At 66.5% G+C, this 19,898-nt stretch carries 14 protein-coding genes; 7 read left to right on the top strand and 7 right to left on the bottom strand.

Features of this window, described 5'->3' with window-relative positions; all coding sequences use genetic code 11:
* The first annotated feature begins 253 nt into the window (after window positions 1-253).
* The 5 genes from PRtIB026_RS17205 (at window position 254) to PRtIB026_RS17185 (ending at window position 8,492) form a co-directional block, all read left to right on the top strand.
* Complete coding sequence (locus tag PRtIB026_RS17205; RefSeq protein WP_203646221.1) at window positions 254-1,654, top strand: hypothetical protein; 1,401 nt, start codon at window positions 254-256, stop codon at window positions 1,652-1,654.
* A gap of 117 nt (window positions 1,655-1,771) precedes the next feature.
* Window positions 1,772-3,424: a VRR-NUC domain-containing protein gene (locus tag PRtIB026_RS17200; protein ID WP_267812582.1), complete on the top strand. Its 1,653-nt coding sequence runs from the start codon at window positions 1,772-1,774 to the stop codon at window positions 3,422-3,424.
* The gene (locus tag PRtIB026_RS17195) at window positions 3,421-5,676 is read left to right on the top strand and encodes an ATP-dependent DNA helicase (RefSeq protein ID WP_267812581.1); all 2,256 of its coding nucleotides are present in this window, start codon (window positions 3,421-3,423) and stop codon (window positions 5,674-5,676) included. Before PRtIB026_RS17200 ends, PRtIB026_RS17195 begins: the two co-directional genes overlap by 4 nt.
* A 79-nt stretch (window positions 5,677-5,755) precedes the next feature.
* Window positions 5,756-7,393: a phosphoglucomutase (alpha-D-glucose-1,6-bisphosphate-dependent) gene (gene pgm / locus PRtIB026_RS17190; RefSeq protein ID WP_267812580.1), complete on the top strand. Its 1,638-nt coding sequence runs from the start codon at window positions 5,756-5,758 to the stop codon at window positions 7,391-7,393.
* A gap of 223 nt (window positions 7,394-7,616) precedes the next feature.
* Window positions 7,617-8,492 (top strand): pirin family protein, encoded by an 876-nt coding sequence (locus PRtIB026_RS17185; protein WP_203646222.1) that lies wholly within the window; start codon window positions 7,617-7,619, stop codon window positions 8,490-8,492.
* A 168-nt stretch (window positions 8,493-8,660) separates the two neighbouring features.
* Here the strand turns inward: PRtIB026_RS17185 and PRtIB026_RS17180 are convergent, their stop codons facing one another.
* The 3 genes from PRtIB026_RS17180 to PRtIB026_RS17170 all read right to left on the bottom strand — a co-directional run bounded on the left by PRtIB026_RS17180 (window position 8,661) and on the right by PRtIB026_RS17170 (window position 11,311).
* Complete coding sequence (locus tag PRtIB026_RS17180; RefSeq protein WP_203646223.1) at window positions 8,661-9,428, bottom strand: RHS repeat-associated core domain-containing protein; 768 nt, start codon at window positions 9,426-9,428, stop codon at window positions 8,661-8,663.
* Between the two features lie 150 nt (window positions 9,429-9,578).
* The gene (locus tag PRtIB026_RS17175) at window positions 9,579-9,995 is read right to left on the bottom strand and encodes a RidA family protein (RefSeq protein ID WP_094011146.1); all 417 of its coding nucleotides are present in this window, start codon (window positions 9,993-9,995) and stop codon (window positions 9,579-9,581) included.
* Window positions 9,995-11,311, bottom strand: a complete 1,317-nt coding sequence (locus tag PRtIB026_RS17170) for a flavin-containing monooxygenase (RefSeq protein ID WP_267812578.1) — start codon at window positions 11,309-11,311, stop codon at window positions 9,995-9,997. The genes PRtIB026_RS17175 and PRtIB026_RS17170 overlap by 1 nt, the downstream gene beginning before the upstream one ends.
* 365 nt (window positions 11,312-11,676) lie before the next feature.
* Here PRtIB026_RS17170 and PRtIB026_RS17165 point away from each other — a divergent pair, with 365 nt between their 5' ends.
* Both PRtIB026_RS17165 and argE read left to right on the top strand, forming a co-directional pair.
* Window positions 11,677-12,354, top strand: coding sequence for a DUF1028 domain-containing protein (locus tag PRtIB026_RS17165; protein ID WP_203646224.1), 678 nt, complete (start codon window positions 11,677-11,679; stop codon window positions 12,352-12,354).
* The gene (gene argE, locus PRtIB026_RS17160; RefSeq protein WP_203646225.1) at window positions 12,347-13,507 is read left to right on the top strand and encodes an acetylornithine deacetylase; all 1,161 of its coding nucleotides are present in this window, start codon (window positions 12,347-12,349) and stop codon (window positions 13,505-13,507) included. The genes PRtIB026_RS17165 and argE overlap by 8 nt, the downstream gene beginning before the upstream one ends.
* 71 nt (window positions 13,508-13,578) lie before the next feature.
* On the opposite strand, the gene PRtIB026_RS17155 is transcribed toward argE, so the two are convergent.
* The 4 genes from PRtIB026_RS17155 to PRtIB026_RS17140 form a co-directional block, all read right to left on the bottom strand.
* On the bottom strand, window positions 13,579-14,970 hold the full coding sequence (locus PRtIB026_RS17155; RefSeq protein ID WP_267812575.1) for an APC family permease: 1,392 nt from the start codon (window positions 14,968-14,970) through the stop codon (window positions 13,579-13,581).
* Window positions 14,971-15,227: 257 nt separating this feature from the next.
* Entirely contained in the window at window positions 15,228-16,475 is a 1,248-nt protein-coding gene (locus PRtIB026_RS17150; RefSeq protein WP_267812574.1) for a carbohydrate porin, read from the bottom strand.
* 125 nt (window positions 16,476-16,600) lie between these two features.
* Window positions 16,601-19,006 carry a glucose/quinate/shikimate family membrane-bound PQQ-dependent dehydrogenase gene (locus PRtIB026_RS17145; protein WP_203646227.1) on the bottom strand — a complete coding sequence of 802 codons (2,406 nt, stop codon included), beginning with the start codon at window positions 19,004-19,006 and terminating at the stop codon, window positions 16,601-16,603.
* A 240-nt stretch (window positions 19,007-19,246) separates the two neighbouring features.
* Window positions 19,247-19,840, bottom strand: coding sequence for a TetR/AcrR family transcriptional regulator (locus PRtIB026_RS17140; RefSeq protein ID WP_203646229.1), 594 nt, complete (start codon window positions 19,838-19,840; stop codon window positions 19,247-19,249).
* Between the last annotated feature and the right edge of the window lie 58 nt (window positions 19,841-19,898).

Genomic DNA, 19,898 nt, shown 5'->3' with positions numbered 1-19,898 from the left:
GTGTGACCCCTGTAGGAGCGGCCTTGTGCCGCGAAAGGGCCGCAAAGCGGCCCCGGCGATTGATGCGTCAACGCTGTAACCGTGGGGCCGCTACGCAGCCCTTTCGCGGCACAAGGCCGCTCCTACAGGGACGTCAGGCAAATTTAGCTAAATGTCCTACTAGGCTTTAGGAAGTTTCCTTCAAGCTCGGTTTGCTATTCATCTGCCAGAATCGGACTTCAATTCGAAGCCGTCAGGGAGATGGAGCGATAGCATGACCGAGACCCACGACCAAGCCATGCATTATGTCTACCAGCAAGTCCTGCAGCGCCTGCTGGAGCACATGACCCAGGCCCAGCGCGCCTCGGTGCAGTTGCTGGTCCAGCGATTGCTGGTCATCGCCGGCGGCCAGGATTACGTCGGCAACGTCCGGGTGCTGGTGCTGCACGGTGTCGACCGGCGCAGCGCGCATCTGCTGGCTTGCCTGCGCGCCGCGCAGTTGAGCATCGCCCTGCGCCATGGCGCCACCTGCCGCCTGCGCGTGCTGGCGGCCCGCCTGCCGACCCTCGACGATACCGCCCTGGCCCTTCACGACCGTTGCTTCAGCGCGCTGTTCCTGCATGACGATCCGCGGGTGGAGCTGCTGCGAGCCGATGGCGGGCAGCTCGGTCCGTTCGGTGCCCGCCAGGCCTGCACGGCCGAGCAACTGGCCGATGCGGGCAACGCCTGGTTGCTGTTCGGCCATCTGGTCGGCGGGCAGCCGGACGCGATGCTCGGTGCCAGGGGCTACCTGGAGCTGGCCAACAGCCTGGGCCAGGCGCTGGCCGGGGAGGCCGGCGAGCAGATCCTGATCAGCGCCGTGCCGTTTTCACAGCGCCACCGCTTGCTGGCCTGGGGGCGGCGCTGCCTGCGCCATACCGTGGAGGTGGCCCACGCCCTGACGCCTCACAATGTGCTGGCGGCGGGTCTCGAGCAGTTGGGCGAGGTGCTGGCCGATCCCTGGCAACCACCGACTTCGCCCGTGCTGCGCCAGCCCGGCGGCGAGCCGCGCCTGGTGATGGTCGAGGACCTGTTGCGCCACCCGGACGACGGTGGAGCGCTGGACCGCATGCTCGGCCGGCAGGACGTCAAGGGCAGTCAGGCCCAGGGGCCGTCAGGGCTGTTCGATCCCTTGCCGCTGGCCCACCTGCATGGACTCAAGGCGCAGTACCTGGATCAGCGCAGCTATCGCGAGGGCACCCAGGCGTTCTTCCAGCGCTTGCGCCAGCCGTCGACCGCCTGGCCGCAGGGGCGGGCCTTGCGCGGCGAGGCACAGGCACGCCTGGCTGGCGCCTATGGTGTGAGCGAGGCGCAACTGGTCTGCCAGCTGTTCACCCCGTTCGAGGCGCAAGGGCACAACCTCGAGACCTTCGTGCTGCGCTGTCATCCGGGCATGCGCGTCGCGCTGCCGTACCTGCACCGCGCCTTGCAGGGGCGCCCCTGCCCGGAACCGGTCAGCCAGTGGCTGGTTGAAACCAGCGGCCTGCAGCTCGCGCAGTTGCGGGGGCTGTATGCCGGCACGCTCAGCCACCAGGCCCGGCGCCTGTTCCAGCTGCTGGGCCGGCGCGACCTGTGGCTGCGGCCTTTGCCGGCCAGTCCGGGTGGCGGCTATCCGCTGTGGCGCGCCGTCGAGTAGGCCTGCTTTCTGGGCGAGTGCTCTTAACGATCGTGTGACCGTCGATCCAGCGCGCTTGCCCAGGCATGTGATCTGTATGTATAACCAGTGCTTGTTCCTCAGCAACCGACTAGCACCGTGATCGCCCATTCCGTCGATGATCCCCTGTACTACCTGCACAACTTCCGCCAGGTCCTGCGCTGGGTCGGGCAGCGCTATGCCGACCTGCTGGACCGCGACGAGCACGGTTTCATCCAGGTCTTCAGCGAACTGCCGGTGCCCAGCCAGGCCCTGCTGGTACGCATGGTCATGCGCAAGGGTGAGCTGTTTCGCAGTGACAAGCTCGACTATGCCGAGATTGGCGACACCGAGGTGGCCCTGGCGCCGTTGCTGGCGTTGGGCTGGGTGGTCGACGACGCGCCGATGACGGTGGAGCAACTGTGGGCGTTGCTGCGCAAGGACGAGCTGGCGACGTGCTTCGCCGGGCGGCTTCCCCGGCCGCGGGCCGGCAAGGCCGGGTTGCTGGAGCAGTTGCAGGCTTTGGGTTTGCCGGCCGGCCCGCTGGCCCAGTGGTGCCCCGGTTTCCCGGTGCGGATCCTGCATTGGTGCCAGCAGCCGTTGTGCGACCGCCTGCGCCTGCTGTTCTTCGGCAACCTGTACCAGAGCTGGTCGGACTTCGTTCTTGCCGACCTCGGGGTGTTCCGCTACGAACAGGTGGCGTTCAGCGACGACTCGCGGGCCTTGCGCCAGCGTGCCGAGGTCGACCTGGCCATGACCCTGCACCAGTGCGCAGAGCACCTCGAGCAGGGCGCCCCGCCTGCCGAGCTGCTCGCGGCACTGGACGGGTTCGACGATAGCAACCCCTGGCTGGCCCGGCGCCGGGCGCGCCTGCTGTTCAGCATCGGCCAACAGTGCGAGCGCCTGGGGGACTGGGACCTGGCACTGCGGATCTACGCCGACTGCGCGCACCCCGAGGCACGTATTCGTCAGGTCCGGGTCCACGAGCGCAGCGAGCAATGGCCAGAGGCTCATGCCCTGGCTCGGCATATGGCCCAGGCACCTGCCAACGCTCTGGAACGCCAAGCCCTGGAACGCCTGCTGCCACGTCTGGCGCGCAAGCTTGGCGGTCCGGCACAGCCGCGCCGGCGCATTGAGGCAGTGACACTTATCGAACTGGAACTGCCGGCCGAAATGGCAGCACTGGGGGTGGAAGAGGCAGTGCGTCAGCATCTGGAGCAGGACAGCGGCAGCGTTCACTATGTCGAGAACACCCTGTTCAACAGCCTGTTCGGCCTGCTGTGCTGGGAGGCGATCTTCGCCCCGGTGCCGGGGGCGTTCTTCCACCCGTTCCAGAGCGGGCCGCAGGACCTGCACGACGTCGACTTCCAGCAGCGTCGCGCGGCACTGTTCGACGCCTGCCTCGGGCGCCTGGACGATGGCAGCCATCGCCAGGCCATCCGCGACTGCTTCCAGGCCAAGCAAGGCCTGCAGTCGCCTTTCGTGTTCTGGCAGATGCTCGACGAGCCGCTGCTCGAACAGGCACTCGAGCACTTGCCGCCCGCGCACCTGAAGGCCTGCTTCCTGCGCCTGCTGCAGGATATCCGCGCCAACCGCGCCGGCATGCCCGACCTGATCCAGTTCTGGCCGGGGCAGGGTGGTTATCGCATGATCGAGGTCAAGGGGCCGGGTGACCGCCTGCAGGACAACCAGCTGCGCTGGCTCGAGTTCTGCCATGCCCACGGGCTGCCGGTCGCGGTCTGCCATGTACGCTGGAGCGATGTGCCGGCATGAGCTACACCGTGGCCGTGCGTGCCCTGTGTGAATTCAGCGCCAAGGTTGGCGACCTCGACCTGCGCTTCACCCCGTCGCCCACCGCCCAGGAAGGTATTGCCGGGCATCGCCGGGTGGTGGCGCGGCGCGCCGCCGGCTATGAAGCGGAGGTGGCGCTGGAGGGCGAGTACCAGGGGCTGCGGGTCCGCGGTCGCGCCGATGGCTACGACCCGGCGTGCAATCGCCTGGAGGAGATCAAGACCCACCGCGGCGATCTGGCCAGGCAGCCCGACAATCACCGCCAACTGCACTGGGCCCAGGCCAAGGTCTATGCCTGGTTGCTGTGCCAGGCACGGCAGCTCTCGGTGATCGATGTGGCGCTGGTCTATCTCGATGTCGACAGCGACGGCCAGACCGTGATCAGCGAGCGTTACCAAGCCGATGAGCTGAAGCGCTTCTTCGAGACCCAGTGTGAGCGTTTTTTGGTCTGGGCGCAGGGCCAGGAACGACGGCTGAGCGAGCGGGACCGGGATCTTGGCGCGCTGACATTCCCCTATCCCGAATTCAGGCAGGGCCAGCGCCAACTGGCCGAGACGTTGTACAAGGCCGTGAGCACCGGCCGCTGCCTGATGGCCCAGGCCAGCACCGGCATCGGCAAGACCCTCGGTACCCTGTTCCCGCTGTTCAAGGCCGTGGTGCCGCAGCAGCTGGACAAGCTCTACTTCCTTACCGCCAAGACCCCAGGCCGGGCCTTGGCTCTTGATGCACTGCGCCAGATCACCCGGGCGTCGCCGCAACCAGCCCTGCGCAGCCTCGAGCTGATCGCCCGCGACAAGGCCTGCGAACACCCCGAGAACGCCTGCCATGGCGAATCCTGCCCCTTGGCGCGGGGCTTCTACGACCGCCTGCCGGCCGCCCGCGAAGCCGCCGCGCAGGTGTCGCTGCTCGACCGTGCCAGCCTGCGCGAGGTGGCCTTGGCGCACCAGGTCTGTCCTTATTACCTGAGCCAGGAGATGGCGCGCTGGGTCGACCTGCTGGTGGCCGACTACAACTACTACTTTGACGCCCATGCCTTGCTGTTCGGCCTGGCCCAGGCCAACCAGTGGCGCACGGCGGTACTGGTGGACGAGGCGCACAACCTGGTCGAGCGGGGGCGGCAGATGTACAGCGCCAGCCTCGACCAGGGGCAGTTGCTGGCGTTGCGCCAGAGCAAACCGGTCGGGCTGGGCAGTGCCCTCGACCGGCTGAACCGGCAGTGGAACGCGCTGTACAAGGCCCAGGTGGCGCCGTACCAGGTCAGCGAACAACTGCCGGACGCCTTCTTGCGTGCCCTGCAACAGTGCATCGGGCTGATCCAGGAGCGCATGAACCAGGCGCCCGCCGAGGTCGAGCCCAAGGTGCTGGAGTTCTTCTTCCAGGCCCTGCAGTTCAGCCGCATCGCCGAGCTGTTCGACGAGCACTTCCTGTTCGATATCAGCCCGCGCAACGGTCCACGGGGGCGGCGCCTGGCCACGCTGTGCCTGCGCAACGTGGTGCCGGCGCGGCTGCTGGGGCCGCGGATGAGCGCGGCGCGCAGCGTCACGCTGTTTTCTGCCACGCTGAACCCGCGGCACTTCTACAGCGACCTGCTGGGCATGCCCGCTGACACGGCCTGGCTGGAAGTTGCCGCGCCGTTCCGGGCCGAGCAGTTGCAGGTACGCATCGTCAGCGAGGTGTCCACCCGCTACCAGCAGCGCCAGGCGTCGCTGGCGCCGATTGTCGAGCTGATCGCCGCCCAGTTTGCCGGCCAGCCGGGCAACTACCTGGCCTTCTTCAGCAGCTTCGAATACCTCGAGCAGGTGGCGCGGTTGCTGGCCGAGCGCTATCCGGCACTGCCCATCTGGTGCCAGGCGCCGGGCATGGACGAGGCGGGGCGCGAGGCCTTCCTGGCGCGCTTCGTCGAGCACGGGCAGGGCGTGGGCTTCGCCGTGCTCGGCGGCGCCTTCGGCGAGGGCGTGGACCTGCCGGGCACGCGCCTGATCGGCGCCTTCGTCGCCACCCTCGGGCTGCCCCAGGTCAACCCGGTCAACGAGCAGTTCAAGCAGCGACTGGGCCGCCAGTTCGGCGCCGGTTTCGACTATGCCTACCTGTACCCGGGCGTGCGCAAGGTGATCCAGGCCGCCGGCCGGGTGATCCGCGGCGACCAGGACCGTGGCGTATTGATGCTGATCGACGAGCGCTTCGCCGAGCCCCGGGTGCGGCAGATGTTCCCCAGTTGGTGGCAGCTGGGGTGAACGCCGCCATCGCCTGGCGCTGAAACTCCCAGTACACTGCGCGTTCCAACACCTACTTCTGTTGATTTCGAGGTTCCGCATGACGCTCAGTCCTTTGGCAGGCAAGCCGGCTCCGGCCAGCGTGCTGGTCGATATCCCCCGCCTGTTGACCGCCTACTACACCGGCCGTCCCGACGCCGCGGTGGCGGCCCAGCGCGTGGCCTTCGGCACCTCGGGCCACCGCGGCACTTCGTTCGAGCTGAACTTCAACGAATACCACGTGCTGGCGATCACCCAGGCCATCTGCCTGTATCGCCAGGAAAAGGGCATCGACGGCCCGCTGTTCATCGGCGCCGACACCCACGCATTGTCCGCCCCGGCCGCCGCCAGCGCCCTGGAAGTGCTGGCCGCCAACGGCGTGCAGGTGATGCTGAGCCAGGATGACGAGTACACCCCGACCCCGGCGGTGTCCCACGCCATCCTCTGCTACAACCGTGGCCGCCAGCAGGGCCTGGCCGACGGTATCGTCATCACCCCGTCGCACAACCCGCCGCAGAGCGGCGGCTTCAAGTACAACCCGCCCAATGGCGGCCCGGCCGACAGCGACGTGACCAAGTGGATCGAGGCCAAGGCCAACGAACTGCTGGCGGCCAACCTGGCCGGCGTCAAGCGCATGGACTACAAGCAGGCGCTGGCGGCACCGACCACCCAGCGTCACGACTACGTCAGCAGCTACGTCGCCGACCTGGAAAACGTCATCGACTTCGAGGTGATCCGCGGCGCCAACCTGCGCCTGGGCGTCGACCCGCTGGGCGGTGCCGGGGTGCGCTACTGGTCGGCCATCGCCGAGCGCTACCAGCTGAACCTGGAAGTGGTGAACACCGAGGTCGACCCGACCTTCCGCTTCATGACCGTCGACTGGGACGGCCAGATCCGCATGGACCCGTCCTCGCCGTATGCCATGCAGGGCCTGATCGGCCTGCGCGAGCGCTTCGACGTGGCCTTCGCCTGCGACCCCGACCACGACCGCCACGGCATCGTCACCGCCGACGGCCTGCTGCAGCCGAACAACTACCTGGCCGTGGCCATCGACTACCTGTACCGCAACCGCCCGCAATGGCGCAGCGACGCGGCAGTGGGCAAGACCGTGGTCTCCAGCGGCCTGATCGACCGTGTCACCGCCGCGCTGGGCCGTGAGCTGTACGAAGTGCCGGTGGGCTTCAAGTTCTTCGCCCAGGGCCTGTTCGACGGCTCGCTGGGCTTTGGCGGCGAAGAGAGCGCCGGCGCCTCGTTCCTGCGCAAGGACGGCAGCGTCTGGGCCACCGACAAGGACGGCCTGATCCCGGCGTTGCTGGCGGCCGAGATGACCGCCCGCACCGGGCGCAACCCGAGCCAGATCTACGCCGACCTCACCGCCAAGCTGGGCAAGCCGTATGCCACCCGCGTCGAGGCCAAGGCCGATGCGCGGCAGAAGGCGCTGCTGAGCAAGCTGGCGCCGGAGCAGGTCAAGTCCACCGAACTGGCCGGCGAGCCGATCCAGCAGATCCTCAGCCACGCGCCGGGTAACAACCAGGCCATCGGCGGGCTGAAGGTGATGACTGCCAACGGCTGGTTCGCCGCGCGGCCGTCGGGCACCGAGGACATCTACAAGATCTACGCCGAGAGCTTCATCGACGAGGCGCACCTGGCGCGCCTGGTGGCCGAAGCCCAGGTGCTGGTGGACGCGGCGATCGCCTGATCTACGTCGTTGTACAAGGTCGGCGCGGTCCCTGTGGGAGCGGCTTCAGCCGCGAACACCGGCGCAGCCGGTGCCAGGCACCGCGTCGCCTGATTCGCGGCTGAAGCCGCTCCCACAGGATCGCGTAATTGTTCTGCCAGTAGAACGATCCATGCCATTTTCTCCGTCTACCGCTTAATTAGCCTCCTCGGTAAGGTTATACCTATCCAAGAGGAGGCTTCTCATGAAAAAGATCCAGGGTATCCACCGCAGCCCCCACGCCCACTGGGTGGGCGACGGCTTCCCGGTGCGCAGCCTGTTCACCTACGACCATCTGGCCCGGCACATCAGCCCGTTCCTGCTGCTGGACTACGCCGGCCCCCACGACTTCACCCCGACCACGGCCCGTCGCGGCGTCGGCCAGCATCCGCATCGCGGTTTCGAGACGGTGACCATCGTCTACCAGGGCGAGCTGGAGCACCGTGACTCCACCGGCGCCGGCGGCTTGATCGGGCCGGGTGACGTGCAATGGATGACCGCCGCGGGCGGCATCATCCACGAGGAGTTCCATTCCCCGGCCTTTGCCCGTAGTGGCGGTACCCTGGAAATGGTGCAGCTGTGGGTCAACCTGCCGGCCAAGGACAAGCGTGCCGCGGCGGGCTACCAGACGCTGCTGGCCAACGACATTCCCGTGGTGGCGCTGGCAGGCGAGGCGGGCAACCTGCGGGTGATCGCCGGACGTTACCTGGATCATCAGGGACCGGCGCGCACCTTCACCGAGATGGACGTCTGGGACCTGCGGCTGAAGGCCGGTGCCACGTTGCAACTGCCCTTGGCCGCCGGGCGCAATGCCGCGCTGGTGGTGCTGCGCGGCAACCTGCGGGTCAACGACGAGCGCGAGGCCGGCCCGGCCAGCCTGGTGCTGCTGGAGCGCGATGGCAGCGATGTGCGCCTCGAGGCGCTGGAAGAGGTCAGCGTGCTGCTGCTCAGCGGCGAGCCGATCGACGAGCCGATTGTTGGCTACGGGCCGTTCGTGATGAACAGTCAGGCGGAAATCGCCGAGTCGTTCGATGATTTCCAGGCCGGGCGGTTTGGGCAGGTTGGTGGCGTCGTTCGATAGTAGCCATCGCGGGGCAAGCCCGCTCCCACGCATTGAGTCCACAATGACTCAAAGCGTGGGAGCGGGCTTGCCCCGCGATTTTTTTGCGCGTCACTCCTGATCCGGCACCACCGCGATCACATCAAACTCTATCAGCCACTTGGCCTGGGCCAACCCTCTGGTAAAGGTTCAGAGTTGCGGACCGTAGATGGCTCTTTTGATTCCCTCGTTGACACGCTGCATCTCATCCTCTGAATCCGAACCGTAAGGTGTCGAATCGTTTGAAGAGATTGGCTCGTTCGAACGGGCCCATCTTGCATCTCGTATCTCTTTCAGCATTCTTTTGGCGCCACCAAGCCGTTCGATCCGCTTAATGTCGTTAAAGAAAGGGAGCGGAGGGATCTCAAGTTTTGCTTTTTGCGAAGCTGTTATGCCTGAAGCACCGCCAGTCTTGAACACTATATCTCTGGCGCGAGCTGGTAACTGCTTTATGTGTGCGGTGAGTCTGGGGGCAGTCAGCTGGGCTATCTCAGATGAGGTTTTCGAAAGAGCAAATAGGTCAGGGAATTCAAGATGATTGACGATTGATGTGAATATGTCTGGCTCCATACGAATCACTTTCAGGAAGCGATGGCCGGAAGGATCGACCTTGTTGACGGGGTCTCCGGTGCAATAGCTATAAGCATTCACTCCACCCGCCCCGAACGGACTCAGCGAGTCGGTTGAGAGAAAGCGCATTAGCACAGGGCTGAACACCCGGTAGCCATTACCGAGAAAGTAGAGTCCAGTCAATGAGTCGCAATGCTGGCCATTGAAACCGAGTGCAGCGCTTGATACGCCGACAGGCCCTGAATACCCATAAGCGGTGTAGGTGAATGCATGAGATTGCTGGTCTTCGCTGCACCACAGAATGGACCTTGGCCTATCTGCCGCCAATAAGATTGTAGCGGTCGGCATGGGGTTACCTGATTAGGGGCTGTGCAAGATAATTTAGGCGTCGAAGCTCGATACTGGAACTGGCAAAATTATCAGGTGCCATTTTCGGCCCTCTTCTTGCGGCTGGCAGGCTCAATGAGGCCGCAACGCGGCCTCATGTACTGCTCGTGATCAAGCCTGATCCGGCACCACCGCGATCACATCGATCTCCATCAACCACTCAGCCTGGGCCAACCCTGCCACCACCAGCCCGGTGGAAATCGGGAACACCCCCTTGAGCCATTTGCCCACTTCCTTGTACACCGGCTCGCGGAAGCGCGGGTCGGTGATGTAGGTGGTGGTCTTGACGATATGCGACAGGTCCGAGCCGGCTTCTTCGAGCAGTTGCTTGACGTTCTTCATCGCCTGCTCGGCCTGGGCCTGCGGATCGCCCAGCCCCACCAGCCGGCCTTCGAAGTCGGTGCCGACCTGCCCGCGCACATAGATGGTGTTGCCGGCGCGCACCGCCTGGCACAGGTCGTTGTCCAGGGTCTGGTTGGGGTAGGTGGCCTTGGTGTTGAACATGCGGATGCGAGTGTGGGTAGGCATCAGAGGGCTCCGAAAGTGCTGACGTTGCTGATCGAGGGTTGCTGCTCATCCGCCGCGCGCTGCTCGCGGTCGCGGTAAGCCAGGTAGGTGCGCTGGGTGGCGATATGGCCGGCAACGTGCTTGGCGTCGTGCCACACCCCCCAGATGAACGACGAGCCACGGCGCGATAGCCAGGGCAGGCCGAGGAAATACACGCCCGGCTCCCTCGACACGCCGCGCTGGTGCTGTGGCTTGCCGTTGGCGTCGAAGGTGTCCACCTGCAGCCAGCTGAAGTCCACGCCGTAGCCGGTGGCCCAGATGATGGTCCTGACGTTGGCCTGGGCCAGGTCCAGTTCCAGCAAGGGCTGGCTGACGCAGGCCGGGTCGGGCAGGCGCTTGCGTGCCTCGGGCTCTTCCGGCAGGTCCAGGCCGTTGCGTTCGATATAGGCGTCGGCGGCGTCCAGCAGGGCCAGGTAGTTCTCGTCGCCGCGGTTGATGTTCTCGGCCAGGTTGTCCTGGAAGCGGGCCACGCCGCCCTCGAACGACTGGGTCAGGCCGACCAGGGTCATGCCCTGGTGGGCGAGGGCGCGGAAGTCCACGGTGTGGCCGCCGCGGGCGCCGGACACGGCGATGGTCACGTGCTCGCGGCCGGGCTTGGCGATCTCCGCGTCCCACTCGCCAAGCACGCCCAGCCACCAGCAGAAATCGCGGTTGCGGTAGCTGCGCGGCGGACGGTCATGGGCGCCGACCGACAGGTACACCTGGCGCCCGGCGCGCATCAGTTCCTCGGCGATCTGCACCCCCGAGGAGCCTGCGCCGACCACCAGCACCGCGCCCTCTGGCAACTGCTCGGGGTTGTAGTAGGCGGCGGAGTGGATCTGGTGCAGGCTTTCGTCCTTGGGTGCGATGGCCGGGATCACCGGGCGCTGGAACGGACCGGTGGCAGCCACCACGCGGTTGGCGCGGATCACGCCCTGGTTGGTGTCGATGGTGAAGCCCGGGCGGTCGGCGTTGCGCACCACCTTCCTCACCTCGACCCCGGTGCGTACCGGCAGGTTGTACTTGCGCACGTACTGTTCGAAGTAGTCGGCGACCTGCTCCTTGCCGGCGAAGGCGTCGGCGTCGAGGTCGAATTCCAGGCCAGGGAAGCGGTCGTGCCAGACCGGTCCGTTGGCCACCAGCGAATCCCAGCGTCCGCTGCGCCAGGCCTCGGCGATGCGCTTGCGCTCCAGCACCAGGTGCGGCACGCCGAGCTTGCTCAGGTGTTCGCTCATGGCCACGCCGGCCTGGCCGGCGCCGACCACGAGGGTGTCGATTTCGATGTTGTTCAGTGTCATGTCCCAGCCCTTCTTCAGCGGCGTTCTTGTTCAGGTCGGTGGGGACCGCCTTTGCCTGGAGCCAGACTAGGGATGGGCGGGAAATCGCGAAAATAGTATTTAGCTGGGGGTTGCCGATAAATTGGCGAAGGGGGGAAGGGCTCGACCGGACTTTACCTGATACGTGGGAGCGGGCTTGCCCCGCGATAGCGCCCGCGAGGCCATCGAAGAGGGTTAGGCTGACCTCATCGCGGGGCAAGCCCGCTCCCACGAGTTCTACTTGGCGCCTCCATAGTTTTTTCCTGCCCAGTACCGAGGAAAATGTTGGTTTCGCAGCTCCCGGGGCCCACCGAGAATGCCGGTAACCTCAACACAGGAGCTGCACCATGACCTTCTCCATCATCGGCCGCTGCCAGGAAACCGGCCAGGTCGGCATCGCCATCAGTTCTTCGAGCATCGCCGTTGGCGCCCGCTGCCCGTGGGTACGTGCCGGGGTCGGGGCGGTGTCGACCCAGAACATTACCTTGCCGGCCCTCGGCCCGCAGATCCTCGACGCCCTCGAACAGGGCCAGTTGCCGCCCGCAGCGGCGCTGGACCGGGTGCTGAGCGCCAATGGCTGGAGCGAGTATCGCCAGGTCACGGTGATCGACAGCCAGGGCCAGGTGGCGCTGTTCACCGGCAAGGAGGCCCTGGGCGTGCACAACGCCGTGGCCGGCGAGCAATGCGCGGCGGCCGGCAACCTGTTGTCGTCGCGGGCGGTGATCGAGGCCATGGTGACGGCGTTCGAGCAGGCCGGCGGCCACCTGGCCGACCGCCTGCTGGCGGCGATGCACGCGGCCATGGCTGCCGGTGGCGAGGCGGGGCCGGTGCACTCGGCGGCGTTGAAGATCGCCGGAGAGCTGACCTGGCCCTTGGTGGACCTGCGCGTGGACTGGGCCGAGCACGATCCCATCGGTGAACTGGACAGCCTCTGGCAGGCCTACCGCCCGCAGATGCAGGACTATGTGACCCGCGCCCTGAACCCGACCGCCGCGCCGAGCTATGGAGTGCCGGGCGATGAATGAGGTTTCCAGCCGTGCGCTGCTGGAGCGCTTGGTCGGGTTCGCCACGGTCAGCCGCGATTCCAATCTCGAGCTGATCGCCTTCATCCGCGATTACCTGGCCGGACTTGGCGTTGCCAGCGAGCTGTTCCACAACGAGGCGGGCACCAAGGCCAATCTGTTCGCCACCATCGGCCCCGCCGACCGTGGCGGCGTGGTGCTCTCCGGGCACACTGACGTGGTACCGGTGGAGGGCCAGGCCTGGACCGTCGAACCGTTCCTGCTCACCGAGCGCGAAGGACGCCTGTACGGCCGTGGCACGGCCGACATGAAGGGCTTCATCGCCTCGGTGCTGGCGGCGGTGCCGGCGTTTCTCGCCCAGCCGCTGAAGCTGCCGGTGCACCTGGCTTTTTCCTATGACGAAGAAGTGGGTTGCCTGGGGGTTCGCTCGATGCTCGCCGCCCTGGCGCAGCGTCCGCACAAGCCGCGGCTGTGCCTGATCGGCGAACCCACCGAGCTCAAGCCGGTGCTCGGCCACAAGGGCAAGCTGGCCATGCGCTGCCAGGTGCATGGCGCCGCCTGCCACTCGGCCTATGCGCCCTACGGCGTCAATGCCATCGAGTACGCGGCGCGGCTGATCGGCAAGCTGGGCGAGATCGGTGACGAGCTGGCGCGCCCCGAGCATCACGACGAGCGCTTCGACCCGCCGTTCTCCACGGTGCAGACCGGGGTGATCAAGGGCGGCCGGGCGCTGAACATCGTCCCCGAGGAGTGCGAGTTCGACTTCGAAGTGCGCGCCTTGCCCGGCTTCGAGGCCCAGGCCGTGGCCGACCGTCTGCAGACCTACGCCGAGGCCGAGCTGCTGCCGCGCATGCGTGCCGTCAGTGGCGCCAGCGACATTCGCCTGCGCGCCCTGAGCGCCTACCCGGGCCTGGCCACGCCAGCCGAGAGCGAGGCCGCGCAGTGGGTGGCGTTGCTCAGTGGTTCGGACGATTTCGGTACCGTGGCCTTCGGTACCGAGGGCGGTCTGTTCGACCAGGCGGGTATCCCCACGGTGGTCTGCGGGCCTGGGAGCATGGACCAGGGCCACAAGCCCGACGAGTTTGTCAGTGTCGAGCAGTTGCAGGAATGCGATGCGATGTTGCGGCGGTTGGTGGATCATCTGAAGCAGGCATGACAATCGCGGGGCCAGCCCGCTCCCACAGGTTGCGCAGGCATCTGTGGGAGCGGGCTGGCCCCGCGACAAGGTTATAGCGGCTCAGGCCTGAACAACGGTTTCTTCATCACGCCCTTGATCCACACGACGGCAATCAGCGACACCACCGCCAGTACCACTCCCGCCGTACCGAAGACCTTCAGGTTCATTTCCGGGCTGGGCGAGGCATGCCAGATCGCGTACAGCATCCCGCCGATACCGAACAGCTGCGGCAGTGGGTAGAACGGTGTGCGAAATGGCCTCGCCAGATGTGGGTAGCGCAGCCGCAAGGCGATCACATCCAGGTGCACGATGATGTACGCCAGCAGCCAGGCCAGTGCAGCGGCCAGCAGCAACAGGTTGATTGCCGCGGCGTCCTGGCCCATCAGCAGGATCGGCAGGCCGGTGATCGCCGCGACGAACAGCACGGCCACCCAGGGCGTGCGCGCCCGCGGGCTGAGCTGCTTGAACTGGGGGAACGCCTGGCCGTTGCAGGCCATGCCGTAAAGCATGCGCGGAATGGCCGCGAGCGACGTGTTGAGGGTGCTGCAGGTGGCGGTCACCGCGGCGATCACCAGGAACACCTCGCCGGTCTTGCCGAACACCGTGGTGGCGAACAGATAGTGGGGCAGGGCGTCGCTGCTCAGCGCTTCGCGGGGTACCAGGAACAGCGCGCCCAGGCCGTACAGGCCGATGGTGGCGAAGATCACGGTCAGGCCGATGATCATCGAGCGCGGGATGTTGCGTTCGGGCTTGCGGGTTTCCTCCACCAGCGAGCAGACGAACTCGGCGCCGACGAAACCCCACACGGCCATGGCAGTCAGGGCCAGCACCCCGGCGCCCATGGGGTTCCAGTCGCCCTGCAGCAGGGTGGTGGTGACACCCTCGGCATGCCCTTCGCTGATCGCGGCCACGCCAAGAATCAGCAGCACGATCACCATGACCACGGCCATGGCGCTCTGCAGCTTGGCGAAGATGTCGATGCCCATCAGGTTGAGGCCGGTGAACAGGGCGAGCACGCCGAAGGCCACCGAGTACTGCGGGAACACCCCGGGGTAGACCTTGCCGATGATCAGGTCGAGCAACAGCAGCTCGGCCGACAGGGCGAACATGGCCACCACCACGTAGCCGGAAAAGGTCGCCAGGATCGCCGGGAAGTGCCCCAGCGCCACTTCGGTGTAGCTCGACAGGCTGCCGGCGCGGGGCACCAGCAGGGCCAGCTCGGAGAAGGAAAAGGCGTAGCTCAGGGCCAGCAGGTAGGCCAGCCCCAACGGCACGATGAAGCCCAGGCCGGCGGCGCCGACCCCCTGCAGCATCATCACCATCACCCCTTGCGACACCACCAGGCCCACGGCCACCGCCAGCAGCGACCCCAGCCCCAGGACCCGGCGAAAGCCGGCTTGATCGTGCTGCACGCTGGCAGGCACGGACGCACTTGCACTCATGACAGTTTCCCCGCTCTTTGTTGTTGTAGTTGCGCCAGATACTGGGACAGGGGGCGGGGCGGGGAAATTAGTAAATATGTGGTTGCTGGGCAGGAAAAAGCTATGCGCGCCAACGCCGACCTGTAGGAGCGGCCTTGCGCCGCGAACGGGCTGCATGGCAGCCCCGGCGATTGATGCTTTAACGCTAAAACCCAGGGGCTGCTGCGCAGCCCTTTCGCGGCACAAGGCCGCTCCTACAGGTCACGCCAGGCTTGGTTTCAGAACGTCGCCTTGACCTGCAAGCCGAATACCAGCGCGTTGTCGATGTCCTTCCCGGAAAACGCCCCCGGCTCGACGATGTACTGCACATCCGGCCGCAGGTTCAGCCACGCGGTGGCCTGGTAGCCATAGCTCAGCTCGACCAGCTGCTCGGCGCTGTCGAGGCTCGGCAAGGGCTGCCCGGCATCGACGGCCGCATCTTCCAGCACAGCGCGACTGCGCGGGTTCGGCACCGCGCGACCATACCCCAGCGCGACGGTATCCCGTGGCCGGCCTTCGAACGGTTTGTACAACACCACCCCCGCGCCATACCACTTGGTGAACGGCGAGGCGGCCTTGCTCGACGCCGAGTATTGGCCAAAGGCATGCAGGCTGCGCCCGGGCAATGCCGGGTCGTTCCACATGGCTTGGTCGACCAGCAGATAGTGCCCGCCACGACCGGCGACTTCCTCGCTGCTGCCGATGCGTTTCACGTTCGAGCTGTCGTAGTAGTAACCGAGCTTGTACTCGCCCGGCAGTTCGCCCCGCAGCTTGTACACCAGTTCCACCGGGACCACGGTGCCGGTGGTGTGCTTGGGCCCCAGGTGCCAGGCACGGCTGGCATTGCCGTTGCTCTCGGGGTCGACGTTGAACGCCGCCACCCGCAGTTGCCAGTCGGGCGTCAGGTCGTATTTCACCCGCACGCCGAGGTGGGCGTTGGGGTAGTTGGTCCAGCCGCTGCCGCCGGACATGTTCAGCGGGTGGCCGCAGAAGCCGGCGTTCATGAAGTTGCACAGGATGCCGCTGTCCAGGCCGCCGAGATCGTTGCCCATGGCCATGTAGCCGAGCTTGAGGTTAAGCGCGGGCGACAGGTTGCGTTCGTAGCTGAGTTCGGTGAGGCGGGTGTAGAGGCCGCCATAGTTTTCCTGGATCGGCAGGCGGTTGCCCACCAGGTCCTCCGAGGCGCTGTTACCGCGCCGGTCGTTGATGGTCAGCTGGACCTTGCCGCCGTTGTCCAGGCCGTACAGCTTCGACAGGTCGAACTGCACGCCCAGCTTGAGGTTCTGCGAGTAGCGGGCCGAGCGGTGCAGGCCGCCATGGGCGTTGTAGGCGGTCTCGCCGCTGTAGTCGCCGGTGAAGCTGATGCCGTCTGCCGCGAGCCGGTGGCGCAGGCCGCCCCAGTCGCCGGTCAGGGTGTTGTCGTCGGCGAGAGACGCGGTGCTGGTCAGCAAGAGAAAGAAGGGAGTGAAACGAAAAGCACGGGGCATTGCGTAATCTCGGGTTGTGTATAGGGCCCCTTCGCGGGTAAACCCGCTCCCACAGGGACCGCACAAGTTGCAGTCCAGTGAAAGTCCTGTGGGAGCGGGTTTACCCGCGAAGAGGGCGACGCGGTTCAGGGCAGGGCGTACGCCATCACGTAGTCGCCACGATCGGTCGACTGGCGTGCGCCGCCGGCGGTGATCACCACGTACTGCTTGCCGGTCTTCGGCGACACATAGGTCATCGGGCCGCCCTGGCTGCCGACCGGCAGGCGGGCCTTCCAGATCTCGTTGCCGTTGCCGCTGTCGTAGGCGCGCAGGTAGAAGTCCTGGGTGCCGGCGATGAACACCAGGCCGCCCTGGGTGGACAGGGTGCCGCCCAGGGTCGGCAGGCCGATCTTGATCGGCAGGTGCATGCGGATGCCCAGGGGGCCGGTGTCCTCGACAGTGCCGACCGGTACCTGCCAGGCGATCTGCCGGGTCTTCATGTCGATGGCGGTGAGGGTGCCGAATGGCGGCGCCTGGCACGGGATACCGGCCACCGACAGGAAGCGGTTCTTGTTCACCGCATACGGTGTGCCCTTGAGCGGCACTGCGCCCATGCCGGTGTTCAGCGCCTCGCCGCCGCCCGCTGCCGCACCCGTGTTCTGCGAAGGGATCATCTGGATCCACAGGCCCAGGCGCATGTCATTGACGAAGATGAATCCATGCACCGGGTCGGTGGAGAGGCTGCCCCAGTTCATGCCGCCCAGCGAACCCGGGAAGCTCAGCGACAGGTCGGTGCCCGGCGCGGTGTACAGGCCGTCATAGCGCATCTTCTTGAAGTCGATGCGGCACAGCAGCTGGTCGTACGGGGTGGCGCCCCACATGTCCGACTCGGTCAGGGTCTGCGCGCCGATCTGCGGCATGCCCACCGACTTCGGCTGGGTCGGCGAGTACGGCTCGTTGGGGATGTTGCCCGGCTTGACCGGTACTTCGTCGACCTGGGTCAGCGGCCTGCCGGTGGCGCGGTCGAGCACGTAGATCTGCCCGGCCTTGGTGCCGATCACCAGCGCGGGCACGGTATTGCCGTCATCCTTGGTGAAGTCGATCAGGCTTGGCTGCATCGGCAGGTCGAAGTCCCAGAGGTCGTTGTGCACGGTCTGGTACACCCACTTCTGGTTGCCCGTGGTGGCATCCAGGGCCAGCACCGAGGCACCGTAGGTATGATCCAGCTCGCTGCGTTCGACGCCGTAGATGTCGGTGGACGAGGAGCCCATCGGCAGGAACAGGGTGTTCATCGCCGGGTCGTACGACATCGGCGCCCAGCTGTTGGGGGTGCTGCGCACGTAGGTCTGGTCGCCTTGCGGGGCGTCGCGGTCCTGCGGGTTGCCCGGGTCGAAGGCCCAGCGCTGGGCACCGGTGATCACATCGAAGCCACGGATCACGCCGCCGGGCATGTCGGTCTGCACGTTGTCGGCGACGCGGCCGCCGACCACCACGGTGGTGCCGGCCATCAGCGGCGCCGAGGACAGCTGGTAGTAGGAGTCCGGCACGTTACCCAGGCCAGCCTTGAGGTCGACCTGGCCGTTGTCACCGAAGCCTTCGCAGAACGCGCCGGTGTCGGCATCGACCGCGATCAGGCGGGCATCGATGGTGTTGGTCAGCAGGCGGCGCTGGCAGTTGGCGCCGGCTGGCACGCGGGCCACGCTGACGGGTGTGCTGTCGGGTTGGGATGGCTGGGCGATCGGCGCGCCGGCGTCGAAGTAGGCCAGGCCACGGCAACGCTGCCAGACCTTGGACTGGGCGTTGATGGCGTTCTTCCACAGTTCCTTGCCGGTGTCGGCGTCGAGGGCGATCAGGTTGTTGTGCGGGGTGCAGATGAACACCTTGTCGCCCACCTGCAGCGGGGTGAGCTGGTCTTCGGCGCCGTTGCCGTCGCTGAGGGCGACGTCACCGGTGTGGTAGGTCCAGGCCACCTTGAGCTGGTCGACGTTGCCACGGTTGATCTGGTCCAGTGCGGCGAAGCGGCTGCCGCCCTCGGTGTTGCCGTAGTGGGCCCAGTCCTTCTGTTGCTGGCCGGGTTCCACTGGCGTCAGGCCCGGGCCCTTGCCGGTAGGAGCGACGCTGGGGTGGGCGACGAACATGTTGCCGGCGGCGATCGCCAGCGCCACGCCCAGCAGACCGGCGACGCCGTAGGCACCACGCGCCGGGCGCCGGACCAGTTGCGGATACACCAGCACTACCACCAGGCCGATGGCGGCGAACATGAACAGCCGCGAGAACAGCGGCCAGAACACCAGCCCGGCGTCGGCCACGGCCCAGATCGCGGTACCGGCGAGGAACAGCGCATAGAGCCAGGCGCCAGCGGGCTTGCGACGGGCGATGAGGATGCCGGCAATGGCCATGGCCAGGCCGCCGCCCAGGAAGTACCAGGAGCCGCCCAGGCCGGCCAGCTTGACGCCGCCGGCAGCCAGGAGCAGGCCGAGCAGGGCGATGACGACGCCCAGGCCGACCAGGATGAAGGTTGAGGCGCCGGAGGCGCGGGGTGAGTCTTTCATGCCAGGGATCTCGCAGGTGGAATGCGAGAAGTTTAAGCCCTTAGCAAGCTAATTAACAAGTTAGTACATTTTTCGGCGAGCAAAATTTCTATAGGCCGTAATCCTCCCGTGTAGGAGCGGCCTTGTGTCGCGAAAGGGCCGCAAAGCGGCCCCGGCGATCTTTGCTCAGTCCTGAAATCCTGGGGCCGCTGCGCAGCCCTTTCGCGGCACGAGGCCGCTCCTACAGGTGGGCGTAGCCATTCAGACCTGCAACCCCTCCATCAAACAGCGCAACGCCCCCTTCACCCGTTCCGCCGCCGCCTGCGGATCGTCCTGGGCGATCACCCACATGCCGCTGTCGCCCATCGCGCCGTTGATCAGGTGCGCCATGGCCACGGCGTCGAAGGCGCGCAGCCTGCCGGCCTGCTGCAACTCCACCAGCCCCTGGGCCATGGGCCCGATGTAGCTGGCTTCCTCCAGTTCGCGCAGGCGCGGGCCGAGTACCCCGGGGGCGTCCTGCAGCAGGATGCGCCGCAGGGCCGGCTCGTGCAGCAGGTCGTAGTAGTACAGGCAGGTGTCGATATAGCCGTCCCATGGGTCGTCGTGGGTGGCGTAGCGGGCGTCGAGCGCCTGGTTGATCTCCTCGAGCAGGTGCTCCACCACGGCGGTGAACAGCCCGGCCTTGCCGCCGAAATGGTGGTGCAGGGCGCCCCGGGTGAGGTCGGCTTCGGCGCACAGTTCGTCCATCACCACGGCGGCAAAGCCCTTTTCGGCGAACTGGCGGCGGGCGACGGCGATCAGCCGTTCGATGGTATCCGCGCTCATGGCGGCGCGGCTGCGGCGAGGGGTGGGCATGGAGGGCTCCGGGTGAAAAGCGATGGCTGCAAATTAGCATACGTTGCGTATGTCAATA

It is taken from the genome of Pseudomonas sp. RtIB026, assembly GCF_016861355.2.
GTDB lineage: Bacteria > Pseudomonadota > Gammaproteobacteria > Pseudomonadales > Pseudomonadaceae > Aquipseudomonas > Aquipseudomonas peradeniyensis.
This window is presented reverse-complemented; position numbering and strand designations above follow the sequence as displayed.